Origin of the sequence: Paenarthrobacter nitroguajacolicus (genome assembly GCF_029952445.1) — a bacterium.
Taxonomy (GTDB): Bacteria; Actinomycetota; Actinomycetes; order Actinomycetales; family Micrococcaceae; genus Arthrobacter; species Arthrobacter nitroguajacolicus_B.
In genome coordinates, this window is the sequence record NZ_JAQPPK010000006.1 from 59,709 (window position 1) to 83,554 (window position 23,846).

The 23,846-nt window shown below is 63.9% G+C and carries 17 protein-coding genes and 2 tRNA genes; 5 read left to right on the plus strand and 14 right to left on the minus strand.

Annotated features, from left to right (window positions below; translation table 11 throughout):
* Positions 1-2: 2 nt before the first annotated feature.
* Positions 3-539, plus strand: a complete 537-nt coding sequence (locus tag PJL15_RS05645; RefSeq protein ID WP_281450221.1) for a DUF1697 domain-containing protein — start codon at positions 3-5, stop codon at positions 537-539.
* A 30-nt stretch (positions 540-569) separates the two neighbouring features.
* On the opposite strand, the gene PJL15_RS05650 is transcribed toward PJL15_RS05645, so the two are convergent.
* From PJL15_RS05650 to PJL15_RS05695, 10 genes are all read right to left on the minus strand, one after another.
* A complete protein-coding gene (locus tag PJL15_RS05650) occupies positions 570-2,189 on the minus strand; it encodes a GTPase (RefSeq protein WP_281450222.1) in 1,620 nt (539 codons plus the stop codon).
* Positions 2,186-3,979 (minus strand): dynamin family protein, encoded by a 1,794-nt coding sequence (locus PJL15_RS05655; RefSeq protein ID WP_432443797.1) that lies wholly within the window; start codon positions 3,977-3,979, stop codon positions 2,186-2,188. The genes PJL15_RS05650 and PJL15_RS05655 overlap by 4 nt, the downstream gene beginning before the upstream one ends.
* 98 nt (positions 3,980-4,077) lie before the next feature.
* Positions 4,078-4,150, minus strand: a tRNA-Glu gene (locus PJL15_RS05660).
* Positions 4,151-4,278: 128 nt separating this feature from the next.
* Positions 4,279-4,350 (minus strand) — tRNA-Gln (locus PJL15_RS05665).
* A gap of 138 nt (positions 4,351-4,488) precedes the next feature.
* A complete protein-coding gene (locus tag PJL15_RS05670; RefSeq protein ID WP_281450223.1) occupies positions 4,489-5,217 on the minus strand; it encodes an HAD family hydrolase in 729 nt (242 codons plus the stop codon).
* A gap of 14 nt (positions 5,218-5,231) precedes the next feature.
* Entirely contained in the window at positions 5,232-6,752 is a 1,521-nt protein-coding gene (gene gltX, locus PJL15_RS05675; RefSeq protein WP_281450224.1) for a glutamate--tRNA ligase, read from the minus strand.
* Positions 6,753-6,874: 122 nt separating this feature from the next.
* The gene (locus PJL15_RS05680; protein ID WP_281450225.1) at positions 6,875-7,651 is read right to left on the minus strand and encodes a fumarylacetoacetate hydrolase family protein; all 777 of its coding nucleotides are present in this window, start codon (positions 7,649-7,651) and stop codon (positions 6,875-6,877) included.
* A 23-nt stretch (positions 7,652-7,674) separates the two neighbouring features.
* Complete coding sequence (locus PJL15_RS05685; RefSeq protein WP_281450323.1) at positions 7,675-8,469, minus strand: MBL fold metallo-hydrolase; 795 nt, start codon at positions 8,467-8,469, stop codon at positions 7,675-7,677.
* Positions 8,470-8,948: 479 nt separating this feature from the next.
* Positions 8,949-10,061: a branched-chain amino acid aminotransferase gene (locus tag PJL15_RS05690; RefSeq protein ID WP_281450226.1), complete on the minus strand. Its 1,113-nt coding sequence runs from the start codon at positions 10,059-10,061 to the stop codon at positions 8,949-8,951.
* Positions 10,062-10,182: 121 nt separating this feature from the next.
* Positions 10,183-11,235, minus strand: coding sequence for a 3-isopropylmalate dehydrogenase (locus PJL15_RS05695; protein WP_281450227.1), 1,053 nt, complete (start codon positions 11,233-11,235; stop codon positions 10,183-10,185).
* Between the two features lie 123 nt (positions 11,236-11,358).
* On the opposite strand from PJL15_RS05695, the gene PJL15_RS05700 reads away from it, so the two are divergent.
* The 4 genes from PJL15_RS05700 (at position 11,359) to PJL15_RS05715 (ending at position 16,610) form a co-directional block, all read left to right on the plus strand.
* Positions 11,359-12,543 carry a sensor histidine kinase gene (locus PJL15_RS05700; RefSeq protein ID WP_281450228.1) on the plus strand — a complete coding sequence of 395 codons (1,185 nt, stop codon included), beginning with the start codon at positions 11,359-11,361 and terminating at the stop codon, positions 12,541-12,543.
* 4 nt (positions 12,544-12,547) lie between these two features.
* Positions 12,548-13,261 carry a response regulator gene (locus PJL15_RS05705; RefSeq protein ID WP_281450229.1) on the plus strand — a complete coding sequence of 238 codons (714 nt, stop codon included), beginning with the start codon at positions 12,548-12,550 and terminating at the stop codon, positions 13,259-13,261.
* A gap of 91 nt (positions 13,262-13,352) precedes the next feature.
* Positions 13,353-14,147 (plus strand): ABC transporter ATP-binding protein, encoded by a 795-nt coding sequence (locus PJL15_RS05710; RefSeq protein ID WP_281450230.1) that lies wholly within the window; start codon positions 13,353-13,355, stop codon positions 14,145-14,147.
* A 3-nt stretch (positions 14,148-14,150) separates the two neighbouring features.
* The gene (locus tag PJL15_RS05715) at positions 14,151-16,610 is read left to right on the plus strand and encodes an ABC transporter permease (protein WP_281450231.1); all 2,460 of its coding nucleotides are present in this window, start codon (positions 14,151-14,153) and stop codon (positions 16,608-16,610) included.
* Positions 16,611-16,729: 119 nt separating this feature from the next.
* On the opposite strand, the gene metG is transcribed toward PJL15_RS05715, so the two are convergent.
* From metG to serA, 4 genes are all read right to left on the minus strand, one after another.
* Entirely contained in the window at positions 16,730-18,289 is a 1,560-nt protein-coding gene (metG, locus tag PJL15_RS05720; protein WP_281450232.1) for a methionine--tRNA ligase, read from the minus strand.
* 34 nt (positions 18,290-18,323) lie between these two features.
* Positions 18,324-19,079 carry an ABC transporter ATP-binding protein gene (locus tag PJL15_RS05725; RefSeq protein WP_281450233.1) on the minus strand — a complete coding sequence of 252 codons (756 nt, stop codon included), beginning with the start codon at positions 19,077-19,079 and terminating at the stop codon, positions 18,324-18,326.
* The gene (locus PJL15_RS05730) at positions 19,076-21,886 is read right to left on the minus strand and encodes an FtsX-like permease family protein (protein WP_281450234.1); all 2,811 of its coding nucleotides are present in this window, start codon (positions 21,884-21,886) and stop codon (positions 19,076-19,078) included. Before PJL15_RS05730 ends, PJL15_RS05725 begins: the two co-directional genes overlap by 4 nt.
* A 212-nt stretch (positions 21,887-22,098) precedes the next feature.
* On the minus strand, positions 22,099-23,694 hold the full coding sequence (gene serA, locus PJL15_RS05735; protein ID WP_281450235.1) for a phosphoglycerate dehydrogenase: 1,596 nt from the start codon (positions 23,692-23,694) through the stop codon (positions 22,099-22,101).
* Positions 23,695-23,846: the final 152 nt, after the last annotated feature.

Below are 23,846 nucleotides of genomic sequence, written 5' to 3' on the forward strand. Positions count from 1 at the left end.
CCATGGAAAGCTACGCCGTTTTCCTGCGCGGGATCAATGTAGGCGGCATCAATATCAAGATGGCCGATCTCAAGGCAGCACTCCAGGACTACCCGTTCTCCAAGGTCAAGACTCTCTTGGCCAGTGGAAACGTTGTGCTCCAAAGCGACCTCAGCCCCAAAGAAGTTAAGGCACAGTTCGAGAAGTGCCTCCGGGACTCCTTCGGTTACGACGCCTGGGTGGTGGTTTTGACCTCGAAGCGCGTCGCCGAACTTGTGGATGCCTGCCCTTATCCGGCCGATGACAAGTCGACGCACAGCTACATAACCCTGGCCTCCGATTCCGCCTTGCTCGATGAGCTCTTCGCTGCGGGCGACGCCCTGGACGGCGTGGAGCAGATACGCCTGGGCCCCGAAGCCTCCGCCTGGCTGGCCCCTGCCGGCGGGACTTTGGACAGTCCGTTCAGCAAGCTCTCCGCCAAGCCACGCTACAAGGCAAGCACCACCACAAGGAACCTCCGCACCCTGATCAAAGTCAGGGATGCTGCCGCCGCCCTCTAACCAGGGCAGCTCTGCAACCAGGGCATCCATCTAGTCTTGGCGGGCAGCTTTCAGCGCAGCGTTGAAAGCCTTCAGCCGCGTGATTTCCACATCCACGGGTTCCACGATCCGTTGCTCAGCCACCACTGCCACGGCCGCCTTCAGGCGCTTCGCCGCTCCGGATGCCCTGATCCGGGCCGCCCAACCACCCAGGATGCGCCCGGCGATGGCCAACAGCACTCCCAAGGCCACGCCTCCAGCCACCATCAGCGTGGGCCACGGCCATCCTTCCGTGCGTGGAACCTCCGGCACTGGCATTTGGAAATAGCCCAAAGCCGCCAGGACCCCGAGCCATCCGAGGCCGCCGACTGCCAGCAGGAGTGCGAGCCACTGCAAGGTGTTGAACAGCGGCCACCACAGCGGGCGTTTGGAGGTCTTCAGGTCCGCGCCTGCAATTGCCTGGTCCAGCGCGTCCGGCAATTGGTCACGCCCCTCCCGTGCAGCTGCCCGGATGGTCGCACGCCATGGACCGGGCGCGCCTGCCGATGCCTCATCCGCAAACTCCCTGACGGCGGCATCAGTGCGCGCACGCTCAGGCGCACCGGCCGGTGGCAAGGATGTTCGGCTCAGTTCAGGCCTGGTGTCGCTGCGGCCGAGGTTCAGTCGCCGGAGGGGATCAGGACGGAAGCGCAACAACCAGCGCGTTACCGGCCAGCCAGTCCTGCGGGCAGACTCCTTCCGGAAGGACCGCTCGACCGCATCCACCACGACAGGTACGTTGGCCGCCGTCGCCAATTCCGAGGCAAGGCGGGTCCTCGCGCTTCCCTTGATGCCCCGCGCTTCGCCCTCTCCGGAAGCTTCGGACAGCCCCGCAGCGGCCTTGGCGACGTCGGCGGCCAAGCGCTGCGTCGTGGCCGCCCGCTGGACAACGACGTTCCTGATGGCCCCACGGACGGCCGCGACGCCGTCGCCCGTCAACGCGGACGCGCCCACCACGCGAACCATGCCCAGACCGTCCCGGGCCAGGATTCCTTCCAGGGATTCGATGACCGCGGCAGCATCCGGGGCGCTGAGCCGGTCTACCTGATTCAGGACAACCAAGGTGACGGCACCATGGGAGGCCATGGGCCTCAGGAACTCGTTGTGCACCGCAGCGTCGGCATATTTCTGCGGATCCATGACCCACACGAGGACATCGACCATGCCCACCATCCGCTGGACAATATCGCGGTTTTCCAATCGGGTGGAATCGAAATCCGGCAAATCCAGGAGCACCAGTCCGGCATCTGCTTCAGCAAAACCAGGAACCGGTGGCAGGACGTGGCGCTCCTTTACCTCCAGCCAGTCGAGCAGGGGGCCACTGCCCTCTTCGCCCCAAATGCCGGCCAACGGCTCTGACGTAGTGGGCCGGCGCGCGGCGGCAGTAGCCAGTCCGCTCCCGGAAACCGCGTTGAACAACGAGGACTTGCCACTGCCGGTAGCACCGAAGAAGCCCACCACGGTATGCCCTGCCGATAATGAACGACGGGACGCCGCACGCTCCAGGACGTCATAGACGGACTGCAGTTCCTGATCCGGAAGGACACCCTCGGCGAGTTCCCGGGCAGTATTGAGTGCTTCAAGCCTGCGCTGCAATTGGGACGACTCCCGGACAAGTCCGTGGCGGCTCATGCGGCTCCTGCCAGCCGGCGCAGAGCCTTGGCGTGCAGCAAAAGATCCTTGCCTGAACCTGCAGGGGTGGCCTCAAGCCGGCTTAGGAAGCGTTTTCGTTCCTCATCCAGAAGTCGCTGGCACTGCGTGTGCAGGTCTTGACGGGCCTGCTGGGCAAGGCGACGGACGGCGTCCTCGCCGAACACCGCTTCCAGCAGCTTCTGTCCGACCACAGCTGTCCCACCTGCGATGCCGATCTCCAAACCGCTCAGTCCCGCCGTCATGGAAAACACCACCACCATGAGCGCAGCACCCAAACCGTTGACCCCGAAGGACAGCCACCGGGCCTGGGTTCGTTTGCCCTGGCCCTGCGTGCGGATCATCTCCATGAGGCCTTCCTGCCAAGTGCGAATGGCCGCGGCTGCCTTGGCGTCGAACCCCTCACTGGTTCCCGAGAGGTCATCGGGGCCCAGAAGTTGACGGCCTGCCGGGTCCGAGCGCCAGCGCCTGTCCACGTTCTCCGCGGCGTTGGCGGCTTCATCCAGGATCACGGCCTGCAGCCCTGTCTCGATCGCGGTCTCCACCTTCACCGCCGGAGCTGGTTCACCGCGGAAAAAGGCGCCCATCCGGTCCCTCATGCGGCCGATGTTCTGTTCCAGGGTCCGGAAGAACTCTCCCGTTCCCACAAAGTCCTGCCAGCGCGCCAATACTTCACCGCGCAGGAGCGACCCGTCTTTGGTGGCGTCCAGGATGCGGGCCAGGGCCTGCCCATATTCCTCTGCGCACGAGCTCTCCAGGTCGCGGGCGGCAGCTTCCTGTGCCGCTGCGGCAGCCGCTACGCCCTCCAAACGGAGGCTGACGGCCCTAATGGCACCGTTGAGGGTCCGACGGGCAACCTCGGCCCGGCCGGACGCATTGGCTGCCAACGCTCCCAGCCACCGGCGCAGGGGATCTACAGCTTCATCCGGCAGCATTCCCAACCCGTCCAAGGCACTCTCGGGCACGACAAAGAGATTCGCTTCCCCGAGTCCCTGGCGGTCAAGCATCGCCTCCAGATCGGCCCTGACTTCCTCCTCGGCCGCCGGCGGCACCCGGTCCAGGACCACGGCTACGGTGATGTCCCGCGAAGCCGCGTCCAGAAGCAGCCGCCAAGGTACGGCGTCGGCGTAGCGGTTTGCTGTAGTGACAAAGATCCAAAGATCGGCAGCGGCCAGCAATTGGGCGGCAAGCCTGCGGTTTTCGTCGGATATGGAGTCCACATCGGGGGCGTCCAGAAGTGCAATGCCCTGGGGAACTGTGTCATGCCCCGCCAGCACCAGCGAGGTGACTACCTGCGCGTCGGGCGCCACGCCGGCCTGGTTGGCCGGCACCGGAACCGCCGACACCGTTCCGCGGATCCGCTGCAGGCCCGGGAGGATCCGTTGCCCTTCAAACCATTCAGCGTCCTTGGGGTGGTGCAGGAGGATCGGCTGGCGGGTCGTAGGCCTGATGGCCCCCGCACGGGTCACAGGGAAGCCAACCAGGGCATTGACCAGCGTGGACTTGCCCGCTCCCGTTGAACCGCCGACGACGGCCAGCAGCGGGGCGTCCAGGCTTCGGTAGCGGGGAATGATGTAGTCATCGAGCTGCGCCAAGCACTCCCGGATCCATTGCCGGCCTTCCTGCGCTTCGGGAACGGCCAGGGGAAGAGTCGTGGCCGCAAGTCCGGCACGCGCAGCTTCGAGGGTATCGACGGCGGCCGCCGCCCCTTGGGGCAAGCGAGGCACTGCCGGGCTGGCCCGGGATGCTGACGGGTCTACGTGTTCGGTCACAGCATCATCATGCCAGTCCGTTTCCGGTCAGGGACGCTGGGCAGGCGGATTGGGAAAAAAGAAATCCCCCGGAACATATGTTCCGGGGGATTCATTTGTGACCCCAGCGGGATTCGAACCCGCGTTACCGCCGTGAGAGGGCGGCGTACTAGGCCGCTATACGATGGGGCCTTGCACTTTTTTGTCACCGTTTCCGGCGATCAAGCTGAATGAGTATTTCATACTTTCAGCTTCGCTCCAAATCGCTTTCACGACTTGAGGTTTCCGAATTTCCTGCGGATTTACGCGGAATTTCAGAGCTGGGATACCAGGACTCGAACCTAGAATGACGGTACCAGAAACCGTAGTGTTGCCAATTACACCATATCCCAAAGTGACTTTTGGACCGGAGTTCCGCGCCCCGGTTTCCCTTGGCTTTTCCCTCCGTGCCCCTCAGCACGAGTAATGACTCTACCGGAGTCTTGCCACCTGCACAAATCGGCAAGCCGTTACCTGCATCACATAAGTCCTCAGGCGGCCGTTGGAGCTTTGGACAGTAATTGCGCCAGCGAATCTACCTGCCTGCCCGTGAACTCCTCCACCACCTCGCCTGTCCTGTTGAGCCAAACGCCCACCAGTCCTGCCGCAGTGGCACCGTCAGCATCGAGCAGCCGGTTGTCGCCCACATAGAGGGTCTCTCCAGGCTCGGTGCCCAGAAGCCGCACACCCTCAAGATAGATCGCTGGATCAGGTTTGGCGACACCCACAGTGTCGGTGCCCACGAGGATACGGATCCTTGAGAGGCCGGCGCCGTCGAGCTTGGCGCGCTGGTAGTCGTGCACGTTGTTGCTGACCGCCCCGTAGGGAACACCTGCGGCGTCGAGGGAGTCCAGAACCCCTGCCACGTCACCAAAGGCCTGCACGTACGCCGTTTGCCGTTGGTGGTATTCAGCCACCCACGCCTGCGATTCCTCGCCGTCTTCGAGCTCCACGCCGAAGTGGCCCAAAGCAGCACGGCCCCGGAGCAGCCTCTGTTCGTTGAACGTCAGTTCACCGGCGAGGTAACGGTCGTAGAAATGGGTGGTTTCATGCGTGAAGATCCGGCCGAACTTCACCCACCCGGCCTGGTCAAGGCCGGGCAGGAGATGTTCACTGACGTCACGCAACGCCGTCGTCATGGCGTATTCAAGGTCCACCAGGGTGTCGTCGATGTCGAACAGGACACCGCGGATAGCGCCGAAAGAAGTTGCAATCGCCATGACCGGTACCGCCCTTAGCCGCGGAAAGCGCGAACGCGGGCCAACGATGAATCCTTGCCCAGAATCACCATCGACTCGAACAGCGGCGGGGAGATGCGGCGGCCGGAAATAGCCGTGCGTACGGGTCCGAAGGCTGCCCGGGGCTTGATGCCCAGGTCCTCCACCAGCGCCTGCTTGAGCGCGGTCTGGATGTTCTCCGCCGTCCACTCTTCGATGGGTTCCAGGGCGGCCAGGGCGGCGTCCAGAACCTCCTCCAGGTTGGCTGGGAGACCCTTGCGGGCATCGTCTGCAACATCGATGGCGTCGTCGGCTTTGAACAGGAAGGCAAGCATTTCCGGCGCCTCGCCCAGGAGGGTGATGCGTTCCTGGACCAGCGGGGCGGCCTCGGCCAGGATCTCTTCCTGCCGGGGAGTAAGGATCTCGCCCACGAAACCGGCGGCGCGCAGGTACGGCACCAGGCGCTGCTTGAAGTCCTCGGGAGCAAGCATCCGGACATGGGTTCCGTTGATGGCCTCGGCCTTTTTGATGTCAAAGCGGGCCGGGTTGCCCAGGACATCGTGGATGTCGAAGTTGGCCACGAGCTGCTCAACGGTGAATATGTCTTCGTCCGCGCTCAGCGACCAGCCGAGCAGCGACAGGTAGTTGAGGAGGCCCTCCGGGATGAAGCCACGTTCGCGGTGCAGGAACAGGCTGGACTCGGGGTCGCGCTTGGACAGCTTCTTGTTGCCCTGGCCCATGACGTACGGGAGATGCCCGAACTCCGGCATGTATTCGGCAACACCGATGGCGTGCAGGGCACGGTAGAGCGCAATCTGGCGAGGGGTGGAGCTCAGGAGGTCCTCGCCGCGCAGGACATGGGTGATTCCCATGAGGGCGTCGTCCACCGGGTTGACCAAGGTGTACAGCGGGGCGCCATTGGCACGGACAACTGCGAAGTCCGGAACAGAACCGGCCTTGAAGGTGATCTCACCACGCACGAGGTCGTTGAAGGTCAGGTCCTCGTCGGGCATGCGGAGGCGCAGGACGGCCTCACGGCCCTCAGCCTTGAACTGTGCAAGCTGCTCTTCGGTGAGGTGGCGGTCAAAGCCGTCGTAGCCCAGCTTGGGGTCGCGGCCTGCAGCCTTGTGGCGTGCTTCGATCTCGTCCGGGGTGGAGTACGACTCGTAGACGTGTCCCCCGGCCTTGAGCTTGGCGATGACGTCCTGGTAGATCTCGCCGCGCTGCGACTGGCGGTAAGGCTCGTGCGGTCCGCCGACCTCTACGCCTTCATCCCAGTTGATGCCGAGCCACTTCAGCGCGTCCAGCAGCTGGTGGTAGCTCTCTTCGCTGTCGCGGGCAGAGTCCGTGTCCTCGATGCGGAAGATCAACTTGCCGCCGGTGTGGCGCGCGTACGCCCAGTTGAACAGGGCGGTGCGGATCAGGCCAACGTGCGGCGTACCCGTAGGTGACGGGCAGAAACGGACGCGGACCGGGGTCTCGGCGTTGACGGCGGGGATGGCGCTGGAGGCAGCGTTGGACGCAGAAGCAGTAGTCATAGTAGTTCCAACTTTACCGCTTGGCACCGCTCCGGTTTCCCGGGCGGAGGCTCACGACGGCGGTAGTGACCTTTCGTCCGAAAGGCGACTGCCGCCGTCGTGCTTTGCTTTGGCTGGCGGCCCTAGCGGCGCACCACCGGGTTGGACAGGCGGCCGATGCCTTCGATCTCCACCTCAAAGCGGTCGCCTTCGGAGACGAGGCCGACGCCGGCCGGGGTTCCGGTCATGATGACGTCACCCGGAAGCAGGGTGAACGCCTGCGAGACGATTGAGACGAGTTCGCGCACGCCGCGGATCATCTGGTTCGTGTTGCCATCCTGGCGAACCTCACCATTGAGACGGCCCTGGATAGTGAGGTCCTCGTGGTCAAGTTCGGTCTCGATCCACGGTCCGAGGGGTGCAGAGGTGTCGAATCCCTTGGCGCGGGCCCACTGGAGGTCTGTCTTCTGGACATCGCGGGCCGTGAGGTCATTACCGCAGGTGTAGCCGAAGATGACATCGTCCACGCGGTCCTCGGGGACGTCCTTGCAGATGCGGCCAATCACTACGCACAGCTCGGCCTCGAAGGAAACCTCCTCCGAGAACGAAGGAAGGACGATGGGATCGTTCGGGCCGATCACCGACGTGTTCGGCTTGAGGAAAAGCAATGGCTGCTGCGGGACTTCATTGCCAAGCTCCGCAGCGTGCTCGGCGAAGTTCCGGCCGACGCCAATGACCTTGCTGCGCGGAATGATCGGGGCCAGGAGCCGAACGTCCTCCAGCTTGTGCTTCACATGGGTACGTTCGACGCCATTGAAGAAGGGGTCGCCGTTGATGACAGTGATTTCCTCACTGCCGGGCTCGCCTTCGACAACGCCGTAAAGGGGATCAGAATCAACTACAAACCGGGCGATACGCATGGGCTCAAGCCTACAGTCACGCCCTAGCTTCGGAGGTAATCCAACTGTGCCGCGACGGACGTCTCAGCCGCCCACCTGACTGAAGGATCGACGTCGGCGTACACCACGTCCGTCACTTGGGCGATGGTGGCATCATTGCCCACCTGCGCGAGGGCTGAACGGATCTGTTCCAGGCGTTGCTTGCGGTGCTCACGGTACTCGCGGCACTTTGCGTCAACGGCAGGAAGAACAGGCCCGTGTGCCGGGAGCAGTGTTGCCGTGCCGAGTGCTTCGAGCTTGTCCAGACTGTCAAGGTAGTCCCCCAGCCGGCCATCCGGGTAGTCCAGCACGGTAGTGCCCCTGCCCAGGATGGTATCGCCGGTGAGGACCGACCCGTGCGCCCCGTCGCCAGGAAGATGGAAGCATACTGAATCCGAGGTGTGGCCGGGGGTTGCCAGAACGCGGATTTCAACGCCGCCCGCGGTGATGACTTCACCGCCCTGGAGCGGCTCGCCCCCGTGGCAGTACTCGCTCAGGGCCGCCCGGACAGGCGCGCCTGTCAGTGCGTGGAAGCGCGCGGAGGCTTCGGTGTGGTCGGCGTGACGATGGGTGATGAGGACCAGCTCCACTGTGCCCGCAGCAGCCAGTTCCGCCAGGTGTTGTTCATCAGCAGGGCCCGGGTCAACAACAACCGTGCTGCCGGAATTCGGTGCACTGATGATGTATGAGTTGGTGCCGTCAAGGCTCATCGGGCCCGGGTTGGGGGCAAGCCTGAAGCGTGTCAGTTCGCTGCTGCGCTGCAGGGAGGAGCTTGTGGGTGCGCTATCCGGAGTCGCCATTGGTTCAGAAGTCACAGTCCCATCTTGGCACCTCTACCGACCCTCTATCACCTACCCGCCCCTTCCGCCTGACCCTCTATCACCTACCCACCCCTCCCACCCGACCCTCTATCACCTACCCACCCCCTCCACCCGACCCTCAATCACCAAACCGCCCCTCCCACCCGACCCTCAATCACCCGATGGTCTTCGGTGAGAGAGGGTTCGCGGGAAAGGGGCGGTTACGTGAGAGACGGTTCGCGGGAAACGGGGGTTACGTGAGAGACGGTTCGCGGGAAACGGGGGTTACGTGAGAGACGGTTCGCGGGAAAGGGGGTTACGTGAGAGACGGTTCGCGGGAAAGGGGCGGTTACGTGAAAGAGCGATGGGGGACGACGGCGGCCGGTCACCTTGATATCAAGGTAACCGGCCGCCGTCGTTAAGTGTGGTCGTTCAGTTGGACCGTTCAGTGGGGCCGTCCGGTTGGACCGAGCCGCAGATCAGACCAGTCGCGTGAGCCAGCCGTGGGTGTCCTCGACAACTCCGGTCTGGATTCCGAGGAGCTTCTCGCGGATGGCCATGGTGGTTTCGCCGGCCTTGGCATCTTCCGCGCCGATGAACTCGGTTGCGTCCTTGAGAACACCAATCGGAGTGATCACAGCCGCAGTACCGCAGGCAAAAACTTCCGTGATCTCACCGGAGGCAACGCCGTCGCGCCACTCATCGAGGGTGATCTTGCGCTCGGAAACCTCGCGGCCCATGTCCTTGGCCACCTGGATGACCGACATGCGGGTGACGCCCGCGAGGATGGTGCCGCTGAGGGCAGGCGTGACCAACGAGCCGTCCTTCATCACGAAGAAGACGTTCATGCCGCCAAGTTCCTCAACGGCGTCGTCGTTGAAGTGGTCCAGGAAGAGGACCTGCTTGCAGCCGTTGGCTTCGGCTTCCTGCTGGGCGATCAGAGAGGCGGCGTAGTTGCCGCCGCACTTGGCCGCACCGGTACCACCACGGCCAGCGCGGGCGTACTCGCGGGAGATCCAGATGGAGACCGGCTTGAGCTCGCCACCGAAGTAGTTGCCGGCCGGGGAAGCGATGACCCGGAAGGACACCTCACGCGCAGCACGGACACCCAGGAAGGCCTCCGTAGCGATCATGAACGGACGCAGGTAGAGGGCTTCGCCGTCGCCGGACGGAACCCATTCCTGGTCTGCCTGCACGAGTTCGCGGATGGCACCGATGAAGTACTCTTCGGGCAGTTCCGGGAGTGCCAGTCGGCGAGCCGACTTGTTCAGGCGGGCTGCGTTGGCTTCGGGCCGGAAGGTCCACACGGAACCATCGGCATGGCGATACGCTTTCAGGCCCTCAAAAATCTCCTGGCCGTAGTGCAGGACGGCGGCCGAAGGGTCAAGCGAGATGGGTCCATACGGCTCGATACGGGCATTCTGCCAACCGCCAGTGCCATCGGCGTCGACCTTGTAATCGACGACGGCGGTGTGGTCGGTGAAGTAGTCGCCAAAGCCCGGGTTCGCCAGGACGGCTGCACGCTCCCCAGCAGACTTCGGGTTTTCCGAGAGCTGCTGGCTGAATTCGACGCCATGGGCAGTCTGAGTCATGTTTCCTCCACAGTCAGCTACCTGGCATGGCGAACCGGTTTCCCGAAAAAAGGGGTGGTTCAGCGATGGACCAGGGAAGCAGATAAATAATTCAAGACAAGCTTACGCCTGGGTAATGGGCCTAAAGTGCGGCCGCGATGGCATCGCCAATGGCAGCTGTGCTGCGCGGCTTGCCATCACGGTTTTCGACGTCGGCAACTACTGCCGCTTCGATCTTCCGGGCCGCCGTGGTGTAGCCAAGGTGGTCCAAAAGCAGCACTGCGGAGAGGATGGCCGCGGTGGGGTCGGCTTTCTGCTGGCCGGCGATGTCCGGAGCAGAGCCGTGGACGGGTTCGAACATGGACGGTGCGGTGCGGTCCATGTTGATGTTCCCCGATGCGGCCAGGCCGATGCCGCCCGTGACGGCAGCAGCGAGGTCGGTGAGGATGTCGCCAAAGAGGTTGTCCGTGACGATCACATCGAAGCGCGAGGGATCAGTGACCATGAAGATGGTGGCCGCGTCGATGTGCAGGTAATCATGGGTGACGTCCGGGAATTCCTGGGCCACTGCCTCAACCGTGCGCTTCCACAGGTGTCCGGCGAATACCAGGACGTTGTGCTTGTGGACGAGGGTCACATGCTTGCGCGGACGCTCGCTTGCGCGCCGGAAGGCATCGCGGACAACGCGCTCCACGCCGTGGGCCGTGTTCAGGGAGACCTCCGTGGCTACCTCGTGCGGCGTGCCGCCGCGCAAGGTGCCACCGTTTCCAACGTAAGGGCCCTCCGTGCCTTCGCGGACCACGATGAAGTCGATCGTCCCGGGATCAGCCAAGGGACTGCCGACAGTTCCGTACAACCGGGAAGGGCGCAGGTTCACGAAGTGGTCCAGGCTGAAGCGGAGCTTGAGGAGCATCTCGCGCTCGATGATGCCCGAAGGAATGCGGGTGTCTCCAGGTGCTGCACCAACGGCGCCGAAGAGGATGGCATCGCGGGTGCAGAGGTCTGCAAGAACCTCGTCCGGAAGGGTCTCGCCTGTCTCAAGCCAGTGCTGGGCACCAAGCTTATAGTGGGTCTGCTCAAGGGTGACGCCCTCGGCGGCAACAGCCTTTTCGAGGACCTTGACAGCTTCGGCAATGACCTCCGGGCCAATGCCATCGCCGGGGATGACAGCGAGATTGATGGACGATGCACTCATACGTCTATCTAGCCAAGCAATCCACATGCTGGTCAAAATCGTCTCACTCTTCGAACACTCGGGCGGGAGGAGTCAGACCACGGCATGATGCCTACGGCCGGACCCAGCGCATAGAGTCGTAGCGTGGACAGAAGGCATGCAGTATATGAATGGTTCCGGATCAACCGCTTCAAAGTGGACTTGACGGCAACCTGCCTCCTCATCCTGTTGTTCGGCCCCGTCTACCTCCTGGCCGACCGCCCCTGGCTGTTCCTCCTGTCCTGCAGCCTCCTGTTGCCCCTCGCATGGCGACGGACCCGTCCGGCGGTAGCGGCCGGCGTCGTAATCCTTGTGTGCCTTATCCAATGGACGGCAGGCGCCGAACCGGTGGCGGGCCAAATCGCTGTTCCTTTGGTCATCTACGCCACTGCCGCCTATGGCCCGGCGTGGGCAAGCCGCACAGTCCTTGTTGCCGGCCTGGTAGGGGGCGTCATGCTCACTACACGCGAATACGCGGGAGGCGTGGAGTCGGGCATCATGGGCCTCACCATCGGTGCGCTGTACACAGTGTTGATCTGGATGCTTGTCCTGGTGAGCTGGACCCTGGGCGATCTGACCCGAGTACGCCGGCTCCAGCTCCAAGCCCTCGAGGACCGTACACGCCGGATGGAAGTGGAGCAGCTGCAGGAACGGAAACTGGCCGCTGCCGACGAACGTTCGCACATCGCCCGGGAGATGCACGACATCGTGGCCCATTCCCTTTCCGTCATCATCACCCAGGCTGATGGTGCCCGATACGCCGCAGCCGCTAAACCGGAACTTGCCACCGAAGCCCTGGCCACCATCGCAGCGACGGGCAGGGATTCGCTGGGTGAGATGCGCAGGCTCCTTGGCGTCCTGCGCTCTGACGGCGACTCCCCCACGCGTCCGCAACCCCGGCTTTCGGACCTGGACGAACTGCTCCTGGGTTTCCGCGCAGCCACCCTCCAAGTCGGGTTCCAGCAGGTGGGCACTCCGCGGAGGCCCCTCCCTGCCGGTGCGGAACTCACGGCGTATCGCATCATCCAGGAGTCGCTCACCAACGTCATGAAGCATGCCGGGCCCAAAGCCACCGCCAACGTGACGCTGACGTGGCAGGGCCGCGGCCTTCAGCTGGACATCGTCGACGACGGCCGGGGCGCCGCTGCCGATCCTCCTGCGGCGGGAGGGGGCAATGGCCTGCGCGGAATGGGCGAGCGCGTCTCGCTCTACGATGGGTCATTGACGGCCGGCCCCGAACAGGGCGGCGGTTTCCGTGTGTCCGCTTTCATTCCCTATTCGGAGGCCTGAAGTAATGCCTGAACTCCCCGCGCCCATCCGGGTTGCACTCGTTGACGACCAACAGCTGGTCCGTTCGGGCCTTGGCATGCTGATCAATTCACAGCCGGACCTCGATGTGGTGGCTGAAGCGGGCAACGGGATCGAAGCCATCCAAGCCCTCAGCGCCACCGCCGCGGACGTGGTCCTCATGGATGTCCGCATGCCCGGTATGGACGGCATCGAAGCCACCCGCCGCATCCTGGAGCAGGCAGCAGCACAGCCGGCCGGTTCCCAACGCGCGGAAGTCAAGATCGTGGTCCTCACCACTTTCGACCTTGATGAGTACGCTTTGGCAGCCATCCAGGCCGGCGCCAGCGGGTTCCTCCTGAAGGATGCACCGCCGGAAGAACTCCTTGAAGCCATCCGGACTGTCTACCGCGGGGATGCGGTCATAGCGCCGTCCACCACCCGCCGCCTACTGGACCATGTAGCGCCCCTGCTCAGGACCCAGTCACCGGAGCAGAGTGAACACGCTGCCGCCGTCGAAACCCTGACGAACCGCGAGCGCGAAGTGTTCCAGCTCATCGCACAGGGACAGTCGAATCCGGAGATCGCTGCTGGACTTTTCCTTTCCGAAGCAACGGTGAAAACCCACGTGGGGCATATCCTGGCCAAGCTCGGGGCACGGGACCGTGTGCAAGTGGTAGTGATCGCCTACGAAACCGGTGTGGTGGCTCCGGGGGTTTAGTCCGGCTCAGACCACGGTATGAGCACCTGCCGGCACCAAATGGGACCATGGCCCGATCCGGCGGGCATGCGGCCGACCATAGCGTGGAAACATGACGACATTCACGCCTCTCCCCCACCCTCCCGGAACCGGCCGCCCGGCTGGATCCGACGCCGCCCAAGCCCGTCCCGCCGTCGAGGCCTTCAACCTGACCAAGAGCTACGGACGCGCCGATACCAGCGTGACCGCCTTGAACGAGGTCTCGGTAAGCTTCGAGGCCGGAAAGTTCACGGCCATCATGGGCCCATCGGGCTCGGGCAAGTCCACGCTGATGCATTGCCTCGCGGGACTGGATACCGCCGACTCGGGCCGGATCGTCCTCGGTGGCACGGACCTCACCGGGCTTAACGACCGCCAGCTCACCGCGCTTCGCCGGGAGCGGATCGGCTTCGTGTTCCAGGCCTTCAACCTGGTACCAACCTTGACGGCGGAGCAGAACATCACGCTTCCGCTCGCCTTGGCAGGAACCACGGCCGACGCCGGGTGGATGGAAACCGTCGTTAACACCCTTGGGCTGAAGGACAGGTTGAAGCACCGTCCGCACGAGTTGTCCGGCGGCCAGCAGCAGCGCGTGGCAGTAGCCCGGGCACTCTTGACGCGTCCCGACGTCGTGTTTGGTGACGAACCAACAGGCAACCTGGATTCGAAGGCCGGCGGAGAAGTGCTGGCCCTGCTGCGCCGGAGCAGCCAGGAAATGGGCCAGACCATCATCATGGTCACCCACGATCCTGTGGCAGCCAGCTACGCCGACCGGGTGGTGTTGATGAGCGACGGCGGCCTGGTGGGCGAGATCCACCAGCCCACCGCTGATTCCGTCCTGACAGCCCTCGGCAAGCTGGGGGCCTGAGGCATGCTGCGCGTTGCCCTTTCCCAGTTGACGACGCATTTCCGGCGGTTCATAGCCATCGGGCTTGCCGTCTTGCTGTCCGTCATGTTCCTTTCCTCGACGCTCATGGTCGGAGCCAGTACCAATGCCTCGTTGGGCGCGAGCATTGGCGAGGCCTATCGCAACGCCGATCTCGTGGCGACGTCCAAGAACGGCGAGCCCTTCACCCAGGCCGCGGTTGATGCGGCCGCCTCATCACCGGCCGTTGAAGCCACCTACGCGGAGCGCTCAACGTACGTGACCTTCGAAGCCGGTGGGGGCGAGCAATACGGGCGGCTGCGAAATGCCGCACCAGCGTCCTTGGAAGGTTCCATCCTCTCCTCCGGTTCCATGCCCGCCAACGCCCTGGAAGCTGCCATCGACGCCAAGACTGCTGAGCATCTGGGCCTGGCTGTTGGCAGCACGTTGGAATTGCACGGCGGGGGTCCGGTCAAGATCGCGAAGGTCACTATCTCGGGCTTGATCCGAGCCACCAATGACCCCTTCTCTTCCTCAGCGGCACAGATTGTTGCCTCCGAGCCTGTCCTGAACGCCGTCCAGGACGCTGGAGCGGGGTTCTCCGGGTTGCAGTTCGCCCTGAAACCGGGTGAAGACGTTGCTTCGGCCAAGGACTACATCGCCCACAGGATGGAAGCTGCCGGCGCGTCGGGCCCGGTGCTGGAGACTGCACAGGAAAAGGTGACGTCGACGGTGGCCATGCTGAGCGCCGGCCAGGACCAGTTGACGATTGTCCTGTTGGCCTTCGCCGGCATTGCCATCCTGGTCTCTACCTTGGTGGTGGCCAATACCTTCTCCGTCCTGGTGGCCCAGCGGACCAGGGAGCTGGCACTTTTGCGTTGCCTTGGCGCCGGACGAGGACAGATCCGGGGCTCGGTCATGTTGGAGGCCCTTGTAGTTGGCTTCGTTTCCTCAGTGCTGGGCGTACTCGCGGCGACTGGCCTCATGACGGGCTTGATTGCCTGGGCCAGGGCGCAGCCCGAACAGGCGTTCGCGACGTTGGCCGTGCCGCCGTCGGCCATCATCGCAGGCCTGGTGGCTGGAACCCTGCTGACTGTTGTCGCGGCGCTGGTGCCCGCGAAGGCAGCCACCGCCGTCGCGCCTCTTGCAGCCTTGCGCCCGGCGGACGACGCCTCCGTACGGAACCGACGCGGCAGGGTCAGGCTTTTCCTGGGCCTGGCAGCTCTGGTGGGTGGAGCTGCGCTTCTGGTGTACGGCAGCATCAACGTGATGCTCGCGGTTGCCTTGCTGGGCGGTGCGGCCTCGTTCGTGGGCATCCTGCTGTGCTCAACCTTGTTCATCCCCACAGTGGTTGCCCTGGCTGGCCGTTTGGCGGCGCCGGCAGGGGTCCCGGGCAAGCTCGCTGCAGTGAACGCCACCCGCAACCCTGCCCGCACTTCTGCCACTGCGGCGGCATTGCTGATCGGTGTCACTCTGGTGTCACTCATGATGACCGGGGCTGCGACGTCCCGGCAGGCCTTCAACGACACCCTGGCGGAGAACTATCCGGTGGACCTGTCGGCGCAGACCGCCGCTTCCGGCGACCCTTCCGGGGCGCTCACCAGGATCAAAGGGCTCGACGGCGTCAGCGCGGCTGTCCTGCTGAAGCCCGTAGGCACTATCCATGACGAAACGATCGGTGGCACCACCACTGTTTATGGCCTATCTGCTGCAGAGGCGGCATCAGTGCTTCGTGACAACCACCTGAAGCCAAGTCCCGGAACCGTCTACTTGCCCGAAGACTCTCCGAAGGGTGCGGCGAACATATCGACGGCGGGCGGCACTGTTACCCTCGACGCCACGGTCCTCCGGACCCGGCACGTCCCGGCGTTCGTGGAGTCCTCCAGCATCACCTCCGGTCCCCTCCCGGAAGCACCGGGGATGGTGTGGGTGAAACTCGATGATTCGGTATCCGGCGACCGCGTCCAGGCGATCCAGAAGGACATCGCAGCAGCTTTGGGTGTCCACGAGCGGACAGTCAGCGGCGCAGCCATTGAACGCGTGACCTTCAACAGCATCATCGACGTCCTGTTGTTGGTGGTGACGGGGCTCCTGGGAGTCGCCGTGGTGATCGCGTTGATCGGCGTGGCCAACACGCTGTCCCTGTCCGTGCTGGAACGGACGCGCGAGAATTCGCTCCTCCGGGCGCTGGGGCTGACCACGGGTCAACTGCGCGGGATGTTGGCGATTGAGGCTGTGCTGGTTGCCGGTGTGGCCGCCATCATGGGCGCGGGCTTGGGCGTCGTGTATGGATGGCTCGGTGCGCAGGCAACCCTTGGAGGCTTGGCGAGCGTTGTTCCGACCGTTCCCTGGCTGCAGTTGGCAGCGGTGTTCGGCGTGGCCGTCGTGGCAGGACTGTTGGCATCGGTCATCCCGGCACGGCGGGCGGCCCGCTTGTCGCCGGTGGAGGGACTGGCCACGGCCTAGGGCACGGACGCTCTCTCATTTATGCACCCCTAACGCCGAACGCTCTCTCACTTCCCGCCAGCAGGCCGGCCGGATGTGAGAGAGCGTTTCGGGTTAGAGGCTGTTATGTGAGAGAGGGTCTATGCGTCGACGGGCTCTTCGTAACGCGGGAACACAGGAGCCGGAGCGGGCAGTTCGGTCCCCGCCCCGAGCGGCGTGGCGATCGCAGCGAACAGCCGCGCATCACCTTCCGGTTGGCCCAGGACGTCAAGGAGCTTCGCGGACGACGACGGCATGACGGGCTGCGCGAGGATCGCCACGATCCGGACAACCTCCAACGTGACGTACAGGACCGTGTTCATGCGCTCGATGTCGGTCTTGCGGAGCACCCACGGAGCCTGCTCGGCGAAGTAGGCGTTGGTGTCGCCCAGCACCGTCCAAATGGCTTCGAGGGCACGGCTGAACTCCTGCTTTTCGAAAGCACTCCTGGCCGTCTCCAGCAGTGCACCAGCCTGGCCCAGGAGGGCTTCGTCCTCAGGGGTGAAGGCACCGGGCTGAGGAACCTTGCCCTCGCAGTTCTTCGCCACCATGGACAAGGACCGCTGGGCAAGGTTGCCGAAGTTGTTCGCGAGGTCCGCATTCATACGGCCCACGATTGCTTCGTGGTTGTAGTTGCCATCGGCGCCAAAGGGAACTTCGCGGAGGAAGAAGTACCGGCACTGGTCCAGGCCGTACTGTGCCACGAAGTCCTGGGGAGCAACAACGTTGCCCAGGGACTTGGACATCTTCACACCATTGTTGGTGAGGAAGCCATGGATCATGACGCGCTCGGGCAATTCCAGTCCGGCACTCATCAGGAAGGCAGGCCAGTAGATCGCGTGGAAGCGCGAAATGTCCTTGCCGATCACGTGTACATCGGCCGGCCAGAACTTCTGGAAGGACTCAGACTCCACGTCGGGGTAGCCGACGCCGGTCAGGTAGTTGGTCAGGGCGTCAACCCAGACGTACATGACGTGCTTTTCATCGCCCGGGACCGGAACGCCCCAGTCGAAGGTGGTGCGGCTGATGGACAGGTCTTCCAGGCCGCGCTTTACAAAGCTGATGACCTCGTTGAACCGGGACTGCGGGGCACCGAACTCAGGCTGGGCCTCGTAGAGCGCCAGGAGCTTTTCCTGGTAGTTCGAGAGCCGGAAGAAGTAGCTTTCCTCGGCGGTCCAGGTGACCAAGGTGTCTGTTTCCTTGGAGTACCGCAGACCGTCCTCCTTCACCACGGTGTCGTCCTCGACGTAATAGGCCTCGTCGCGGACCGAGTACCAGCCTTCGTACTTGGAAAGGTAGATGTCGCCGTTGGCTTCCATCTTTTTCCAGATGGCCTGCGAGGCCGCGTAGTGGTCCTGGTCCGTGGTGCGGATGAATCGGTCGTAGGAGATCCCCAGGTCCTGGCTCATCTGCTTGAACGCTGCGGAGTTGCGGTCCGCAAGCTGCTTGGCAGTAATGCCTTCCTTCTCCGCGGACTGCTGCATCTTCAGTCCGTGCTCGTCCGTTCCGGTCATGAAGAAGACTTCATGGCCGTCGAGGCGCTTGAAACGCGCCATGGCATCAGTCGCAATGACCTCATAGGCGTGGCCGATGTGGGGCACGCCGTTGGGGTAGCTGATCGCGGTGGTGATGTAGAACGGGGATTTCTCTGGAGACGTCACTCTAAGAAGTTACCTTTTTTTCGGATGAAATAGCTTAGTTAAGTTCGGTCAGCGTATCGCTGAGCCGAACCAGCTCGTGGTCGTGGGAGGCCACCAGCACGGCGATGCCATCACTGGTGGTGTCCTTCAGGATGCCGATGATGCGGTTTGCGGCCGCACGGTCCAGGCTTGCCGTAGGCTCGTCCACCACCAGTACGCGGGTACCCAGGATCAACGCACGGGCGATCGCCACACGCTGGCGCTCACCACCGGAGAGTTGGGCGGGACGGTGGCGCATACGACGTCCCAGGCCCACCAGGTCAAGGAGGTCCTTGGCCATTTCCGTGCGCTGTTCAACCTCGCCATCCGGGACTGCGGGCAGCAGTACGTTCTCCAAGGCACTCATGCCATCGATCAAGGCACCACCCTGGTCCACATAGCCGATCAGTGCGCGGCGGCGGTCGGCGATCTCGTCGTCGCCCATGGCGTCCAGCGGCTGGCCCTCCCAGAAGACCTTGCCCGACGTCGGCAGCGTCAGTCCGGCGCTGACGGTCAGGATGCTGGTCTTGCCGGAGCCGCTTCGGCCGGCAACACAGTGCATCTCACCGGCGTGGAGGGTCAGGTTGAAGTCGTCGACGACGTCGACTTCCTCGGCGCCGCCCTTGTCGCCACCGTAGTGGATGGTGACCCGGCTGAGCTCCAGTGGTGTTGCGTGGTCAGTGGCCCTCACGATGGTGTTGGCGCGGGTCTGCAGCGACTCTTCCGTGGATTCCGGGGTGGCCGCCAGCTCGGGGTTGAGGTTGTCAGTCATTTGACTACTTTCGTTGCAATGGGAATCCAGCAAATTACGGCCAGCAGACCGGCGAGTCCGGCCCACAAAGCTGCATAGGGGGCCAGGAGCAACCCAAGCCCCAGGGCACCGAGGACACCCAGGGGAAGTGCCACAGTGCCTACAAGCGCGTTTTCGAAGAACCGGACCTGGCCCAGCATGTCCGGGTTCCAGCCCATGGCCCGCAAGGTACCAAGGTATTCCCGCTTGGCGTGCAGCTCGAACCTGCCGGTGACCAGCGTCAGCAACAGGCCAACCACGACGCCGAAGACAGCGAGGATGACGCTTGGCAAGGCAATGCTGGCAGCCGCCAGGCCACTGAGGGCGCTGGCACCTGCGGCGCGTGGAATGTCGATCAGCAGCGCGATCAGTGCGCCCACAGCGGCGCCGAACACGCCCACGGCCACAGCCAGGGAGATGGAGTTGAACCGGTTGGTGGTCAGCTGCCTGTTGGCAAATGTCAGCGGTGAGTCCACAGTGACCAGCCGTTCGTCGTGCTGCGGTTCCTGGTCGATCACCACGCGGTGCCGCAACTGCTGGGCTGCCAGCAGGGCCGCGGCACTGTAAATGACGAGCATGGTCACGGAAACGATCACGGTGGCGATGTTCCAGCTCAGGAGGCTGAGGATGACACCTGCGGCAGCCAGGGCGGCTGCGCCGACGGCGAACTCTTCCAGTACCCAGGACCGGATGCGTTTTTGCGTCCAGCCCATGGCGCGCAGAATGCCGGCTTCGCTTCTACGCTGGCGGATGTAGCTGACGGTGGATGCTCCCGTGAGCAGTGTGGCGCCCAGCAGCGTCAGGAACAGAAGCGTGATGTTGGTTCCTGTCAGGGAGCCGGACACGGCGTCAGCCGCATTCTGCCGGACCCACGACTGCTGGACGGTCCCCAGCGCAGACTCCTTGCCGGCGTCGTCCTTGCTGTACCCGGGCACGAAGATGTTGGCGTCTTCACGCGCGGAGCCAGCCACGACGGTGGCTTCCAAACCGAGGTCACGGATCTGTGCGGCCAGCTTCTCGACCTCGGGCTGGGCAGTCTTCCAGTTGCCGGTTGCGGCAGCGCGGACCCGCACTGCGTCAATGACGTTGGCGTTGGCGTCGTAGCCGCGGGCCGCTGCAAGGCCGTAGTAGTCGGTGATGGCGCCGGCGGACTGGCTGACGAGGCCAGTTGCGCTCAGCGAGGGCTTCAGTTCCGCAGTCGCGACGTCCTTGCCCTCGGCATCCTTGGTCAAAGTCATCGGCGTGGGGTCGTAACCGCCCAGGGGAAGCTTGTTGACGTCACCTGCGGCAGCCTGGACCGCGGCGGGGTCGAAGGTGCCGTACACCATGGGCAGCGGCGCCGCCGGCTTCTTGCCTGTTTCAAGGTCTTCACGGTACGAACGCTCGTCCACGGGCTTCCGCTGGGTCTGGTCCACAGCCGCCCCGAAGGAGGACTTCTCGGGCAAGCGGTTGACCGTTACCCAATCCCCCGGCGTCGCGCTCTTGTCGGACGCACCGTTGGCGGCTTCGTCGCCGTCCTTGTATTTCGGTGCAGCAGCGAACGCGGCGCTCCACGTGGCGGGGTCATAAAGGCCCTGGCCAAAGGCGGCGGTGCTGCCCAGCAGCTGGCTGTGGTCCGTGGACCCAGGCCACTGAAGGGCGAACGGGGACTTCGATACGAACGGCAGGTAGTCCTTATCGAGGGACCGGGTCACGGTTCCAACGTCCTTGACCACCTTGCCGCTGGCGTCCAGTTCCTCGATTTTCACCGAGTACTTCAGGTCCAGGGAGGTGCCCGTGCGCACAATCAGCGGAATGGCTTTGGAGTCAGCGGTCAACAGGCCGTCACGCTTGGCCTGCTGGTACTGCGTCATGAGGGGCGCCCAGTATTTGAGCTTCACGCCAAGGAAATCCGGGCCCTCTTCCAGTTGCTGCATGCTCAGGCCAGTGGTGAAGAGGCTTTCGAAGTGACGGCCGATCGCGCCGGCGTCACGCGCGTCTGCCGGCGGAGCCTTCTCCAGCGGCGCAAGGAAGTCACCAGCAGAACCCAGCAACGCCCTTTCGGCGGCGGGATCGACGGCGACGACGGATTCAGTCACCTCGGGCGCCAGGGGAAGCGCCACGGAGAGGTTGAAAAGGTTGTGCTCGGAGCCGAGGGCTGGAGCCGGGAACTTGATGCCGGTCTCCCCATCCGGGCCGGCAATCCGGACGTTGCTGCCACCGGCTGCCTGCTCCTGGACGAGGCGGCCCTTGCCCAGGGTTCCTTCGGCGCTGGTCTTGAAGAGTGTTTGCTCCTTGACGCCGTCCGAGCTGGTGGCAGAGGCGGTCAAGCGATACTTCTTGGGCGAATCCGAGAAGACCGACTCCGCGGCAGGCCACTTGCTGGAGTCCATGGCGGAGGGGTCCCCCGCCGTGATTCCGCCGGCCAGGCCTGCGTTGTAGCCGAGGTAGTCCATGGCGTTCAGGCGCGGGGCTTCAAGATTCTGGGAGACGCGGGAGACCAGGCTGATGGGCGCTGCCACGGCGGTCTGGCCCATTCCACGGATTTTCTCCAACTGGTCAAAGCTGATTCCGCCTTGGCCGTTGGCGATTTCCGGCTGGATCAATGCACCGCCATCGCCATTTTGTGATTGGTCCGGCTTTGCCTGGACCAGGATGTCGTAGAGTCCCCGCGAGTTCTCGTCCACTGTCCGGTTCAGAGCCGCCTGCGACTGGCTCTGGACGAGGACGGACAAGCACATCGCGACGATCAAAATGGCCGCGGTCAGCAGCAGCACACGGCTTCTGATGAACCTTTGGACGGCGTTCATTGGGCTCCCTGAGACCTTGATTGCGGGCGCGCACACGTGGTCCGGGATTCCCTAAAAAACACAGCGGAATACCGGGCTGAATGTGCTGAAAGTTGTGGCCGGCCTGCTGCCGGGTCCGAATCGGCGGACCCAGCCATTGTAAGCAGACCGGCCACTTCTGCGTGCCAAAGGTGTGTCGCCGGCACGCGAACTTCAACGGATGGGAGTCAGTCCTAGTCCTCCAGGTCCACTTCGCGAACCATGTCGGCACCGATACCGGCCTTGATGGCCTCCAGTACCTGCTGCGGAACGGAGCTGTCGATGGTCAACAGGGCAAGAACCTGTCCGCCTTCGGTCTGGCGGGCCACCTGCATGCCGCCGATGTTGATATTGTTCATGCCCAGGATGTGGCCGATGGTGCCGATCACGCCGGGGCGGTCTGCGTAGGCCACCACAACCAGGTGCTCGCTGATGGGGATTTCCACGTCATAGCCGTTGACGCCCACCAGCTTCTCAACCTGCTTGGGACCTGTCAGGGTGCCGGCGACGGAAATCTGCGAACCGTCGCTGAGCGCGCCGCGGATGGTCAGGACGTTGCGGTAGTCCTCCGCGTCCGGGGTGGTGATGAGACGGGTGTTGATACCGCGCTGCTCGGCGATGACCGGGGCGTTCACGTAGGAAACCTGCTCCGTGACGACGTCGGCGAACACGCCCTTCAGCGCTGCGAGTTCGAGCACCTTGACATCCAGCGCGGCGATCTCGCCGGCAACTTCGACGTCGATCTGGGTCAGCGAGGCGTGGGTCAGCGCGGTGAAGATCCGGCCAAGCTTTTCGATCAGCGGGATGCCCGGACGGATGTCGGGGGCGATAACGCCACCGGCCACGTTCACGGCATCGGGCACAAGCTCGCCGGCCAGGGCCAGGCGGACTGACTTTGCCACGGAGACACCGGCCTTCTCCTGGGCCTCGTCGGTGGACGCGCCGAGGTGGGGAGTCACAATGACGTTGTCGAGTTCGAAGAACGGCAGGTCAGTGCTGGGCTCCTTGACGAAGACGTCCACTCCGGCGCCCGCGATCTGGTTTTCCTTCAACGCGATGTACAGCGCTTCTTCGTCCACCAGGCCACCGCGTGCAACGTTGATCACATAAGCGGATTCCTTCATCTTGCGGAAGGCGTCGGCGCCCAGCATGCCCACCGTCTCCGGGGTCTTGGGCATGTGGATGGTGATGAAGTCGGAGTTTTCCAGAAGTTCATCCAGGGTTACCAGCTTGACGCCCAGTTGCGCTGCGCGGGCAGAGGTGATGTAGGGGTCGTAGGCGAGGATTTCGGTTTCGAAGCCCTGGAGACGTGCTGCCACCAAGGCACCAATGCGGCCCAGGCCGATGATGCCGATCTTCTTCTCGAAGAGTTCAATGCCGGTGTACTTGGACCGCTTCCATTCGCCATTCTTCAGCGCGGAGCTGGCTTGCGGAATGTGGCGGGCAAGGCTGAGGATGTGGCCCACGGTGAGTTCGGCAGCCGAGACGATGTTCGACGTCGGAGCGTTGACGACCATGACGCCGGCCTGCGTGGCTGACTTGATGTCCACGTTGTCCAGGCCCACGCCAGCACGGGCAATGACCTTCAGGTTCTTGGCCGCGGCGATTGCCTCGGCATCCACCTGGGTGGCGGAGCGTACCAGGATGGCATCGACGTCGGCGATGGCAGACAGCAGCTGGGAACGGTCGGCGCCGTCGGTCTGGCGGATTTCAAAATCCGGGCCCAGCGCCTCGACTGTTGCGGGCGAAAGTTCCTCAGCGAGGAGGACAACGGGTTTGCTGGCTGACACGGGGTGGCACCTTACTTTGGACAACTTGGGACAGAACTGGACAAGGAGCGGATGCGTGGCCCGGGGCACGGCGCCGGGACCAGCCCAGAATATCGAATCCGGGCGGCGTTTCCGGTGCCGGCGGGGGATGTTACGGCCGGACCGGAGGCGAT

Excerpts from the sequence above, each read along its gene's own strand:
- PJL15_RS05645 (WP_281450221.1), top strand. The coding sequence starts at position 3 with ATGGAAAGCTACGCCGTTTTCCTGCGCGGGATCAATGTAGGCGGCATC.
- PJL15_RS05650 (WP_281450222.1), bottom strand. The coding sequence starts at position 2,189 with ATGAGCCGCCACGGACTTGTCCGGGAGTCGTCCCAATTGCAGCGCAGG.
- PJL15_RS05670 (WP_281450223.1), bottom strand. The coding sequence starts at position 5,217 with ATGGCGATTGCAACTTCTTTCGGCGCTATCCGCGGTGTCCTGTTCGAC.
- gltX (WP_281450224.1), bottom strand. The coding sequence starts at position 6,752 with ATGACTACTGCTTCTGCGTCCAACGCTGCCTCCAGCGCCATCCCCGCC.
- PJL15_RS05680 (WP_281450225.1), bottom strand. The coding sequence starts at position 7,651 with ATGCGTATCGCCCGGTTTGTAGTTGATTCTGATCCCCTTTACGGCGTT.
- PJL15_RS05685 (WP_281450323.1), bottom strand. The coding sequence starts at position 8,469 with ATGGCGACTCCGGATAGCGCACCCACAAGCTCCTCCCTGCAGCGCAGC.
- PJL15_RS05690 (WP_281450226.1), bottom strand. The coding sequence starts at position 10,061 with ATGACTCAGACTGCCCATGGCGTCGAATTCAGCCAGCAGCTCTCGGAA.
- PJL15_RS05695 (WP_281450227.1), bottom strand. The coding sequence starts at position 11,235 with ATGAGTGCATCGTCCATCAATCTCGCTGTCATCCCCGGCGATGGCATT.
- PJL15_RS05705 (WP_281450229.1), top strand. The coding sequence starts at position 12,548 with ATGCCTGAACTCCCCGCGCCCATCCGGGTTGCACTCGTTGACGACCAA.
- PJL15_RS05710 (WP_281450230.1), top strand. The coding sequence starts at position 13,353 with ATGACGACATTCACGCCTCTCCCCCACCCTCCCGGAACCGGCCGCCCG.
- PJL15_RS05715 (WP_281450231.1), top strand. The coding sequence starts at position 14,151 with ATGCTGCGCGTTGCCCTTTCCCAGTTGACGACGCATTTCCGGCGGTTC.
- PJL15_RS05725 (WP_281450233.1), bottom strand. The coding sequence starts at position 19,079 with ATGACTGACAACCTCAACCCCGAGCTGGCGGCCACCCCGGAATCCACG.
- PJL15_RS05730 (WP_281450234.1), bottom strand. The coding sequence starts at position 21,886 with ATGAACGCCGTCCAAAGGTTCATCAGAAGCCGTGTGCTGCTGCTGACC.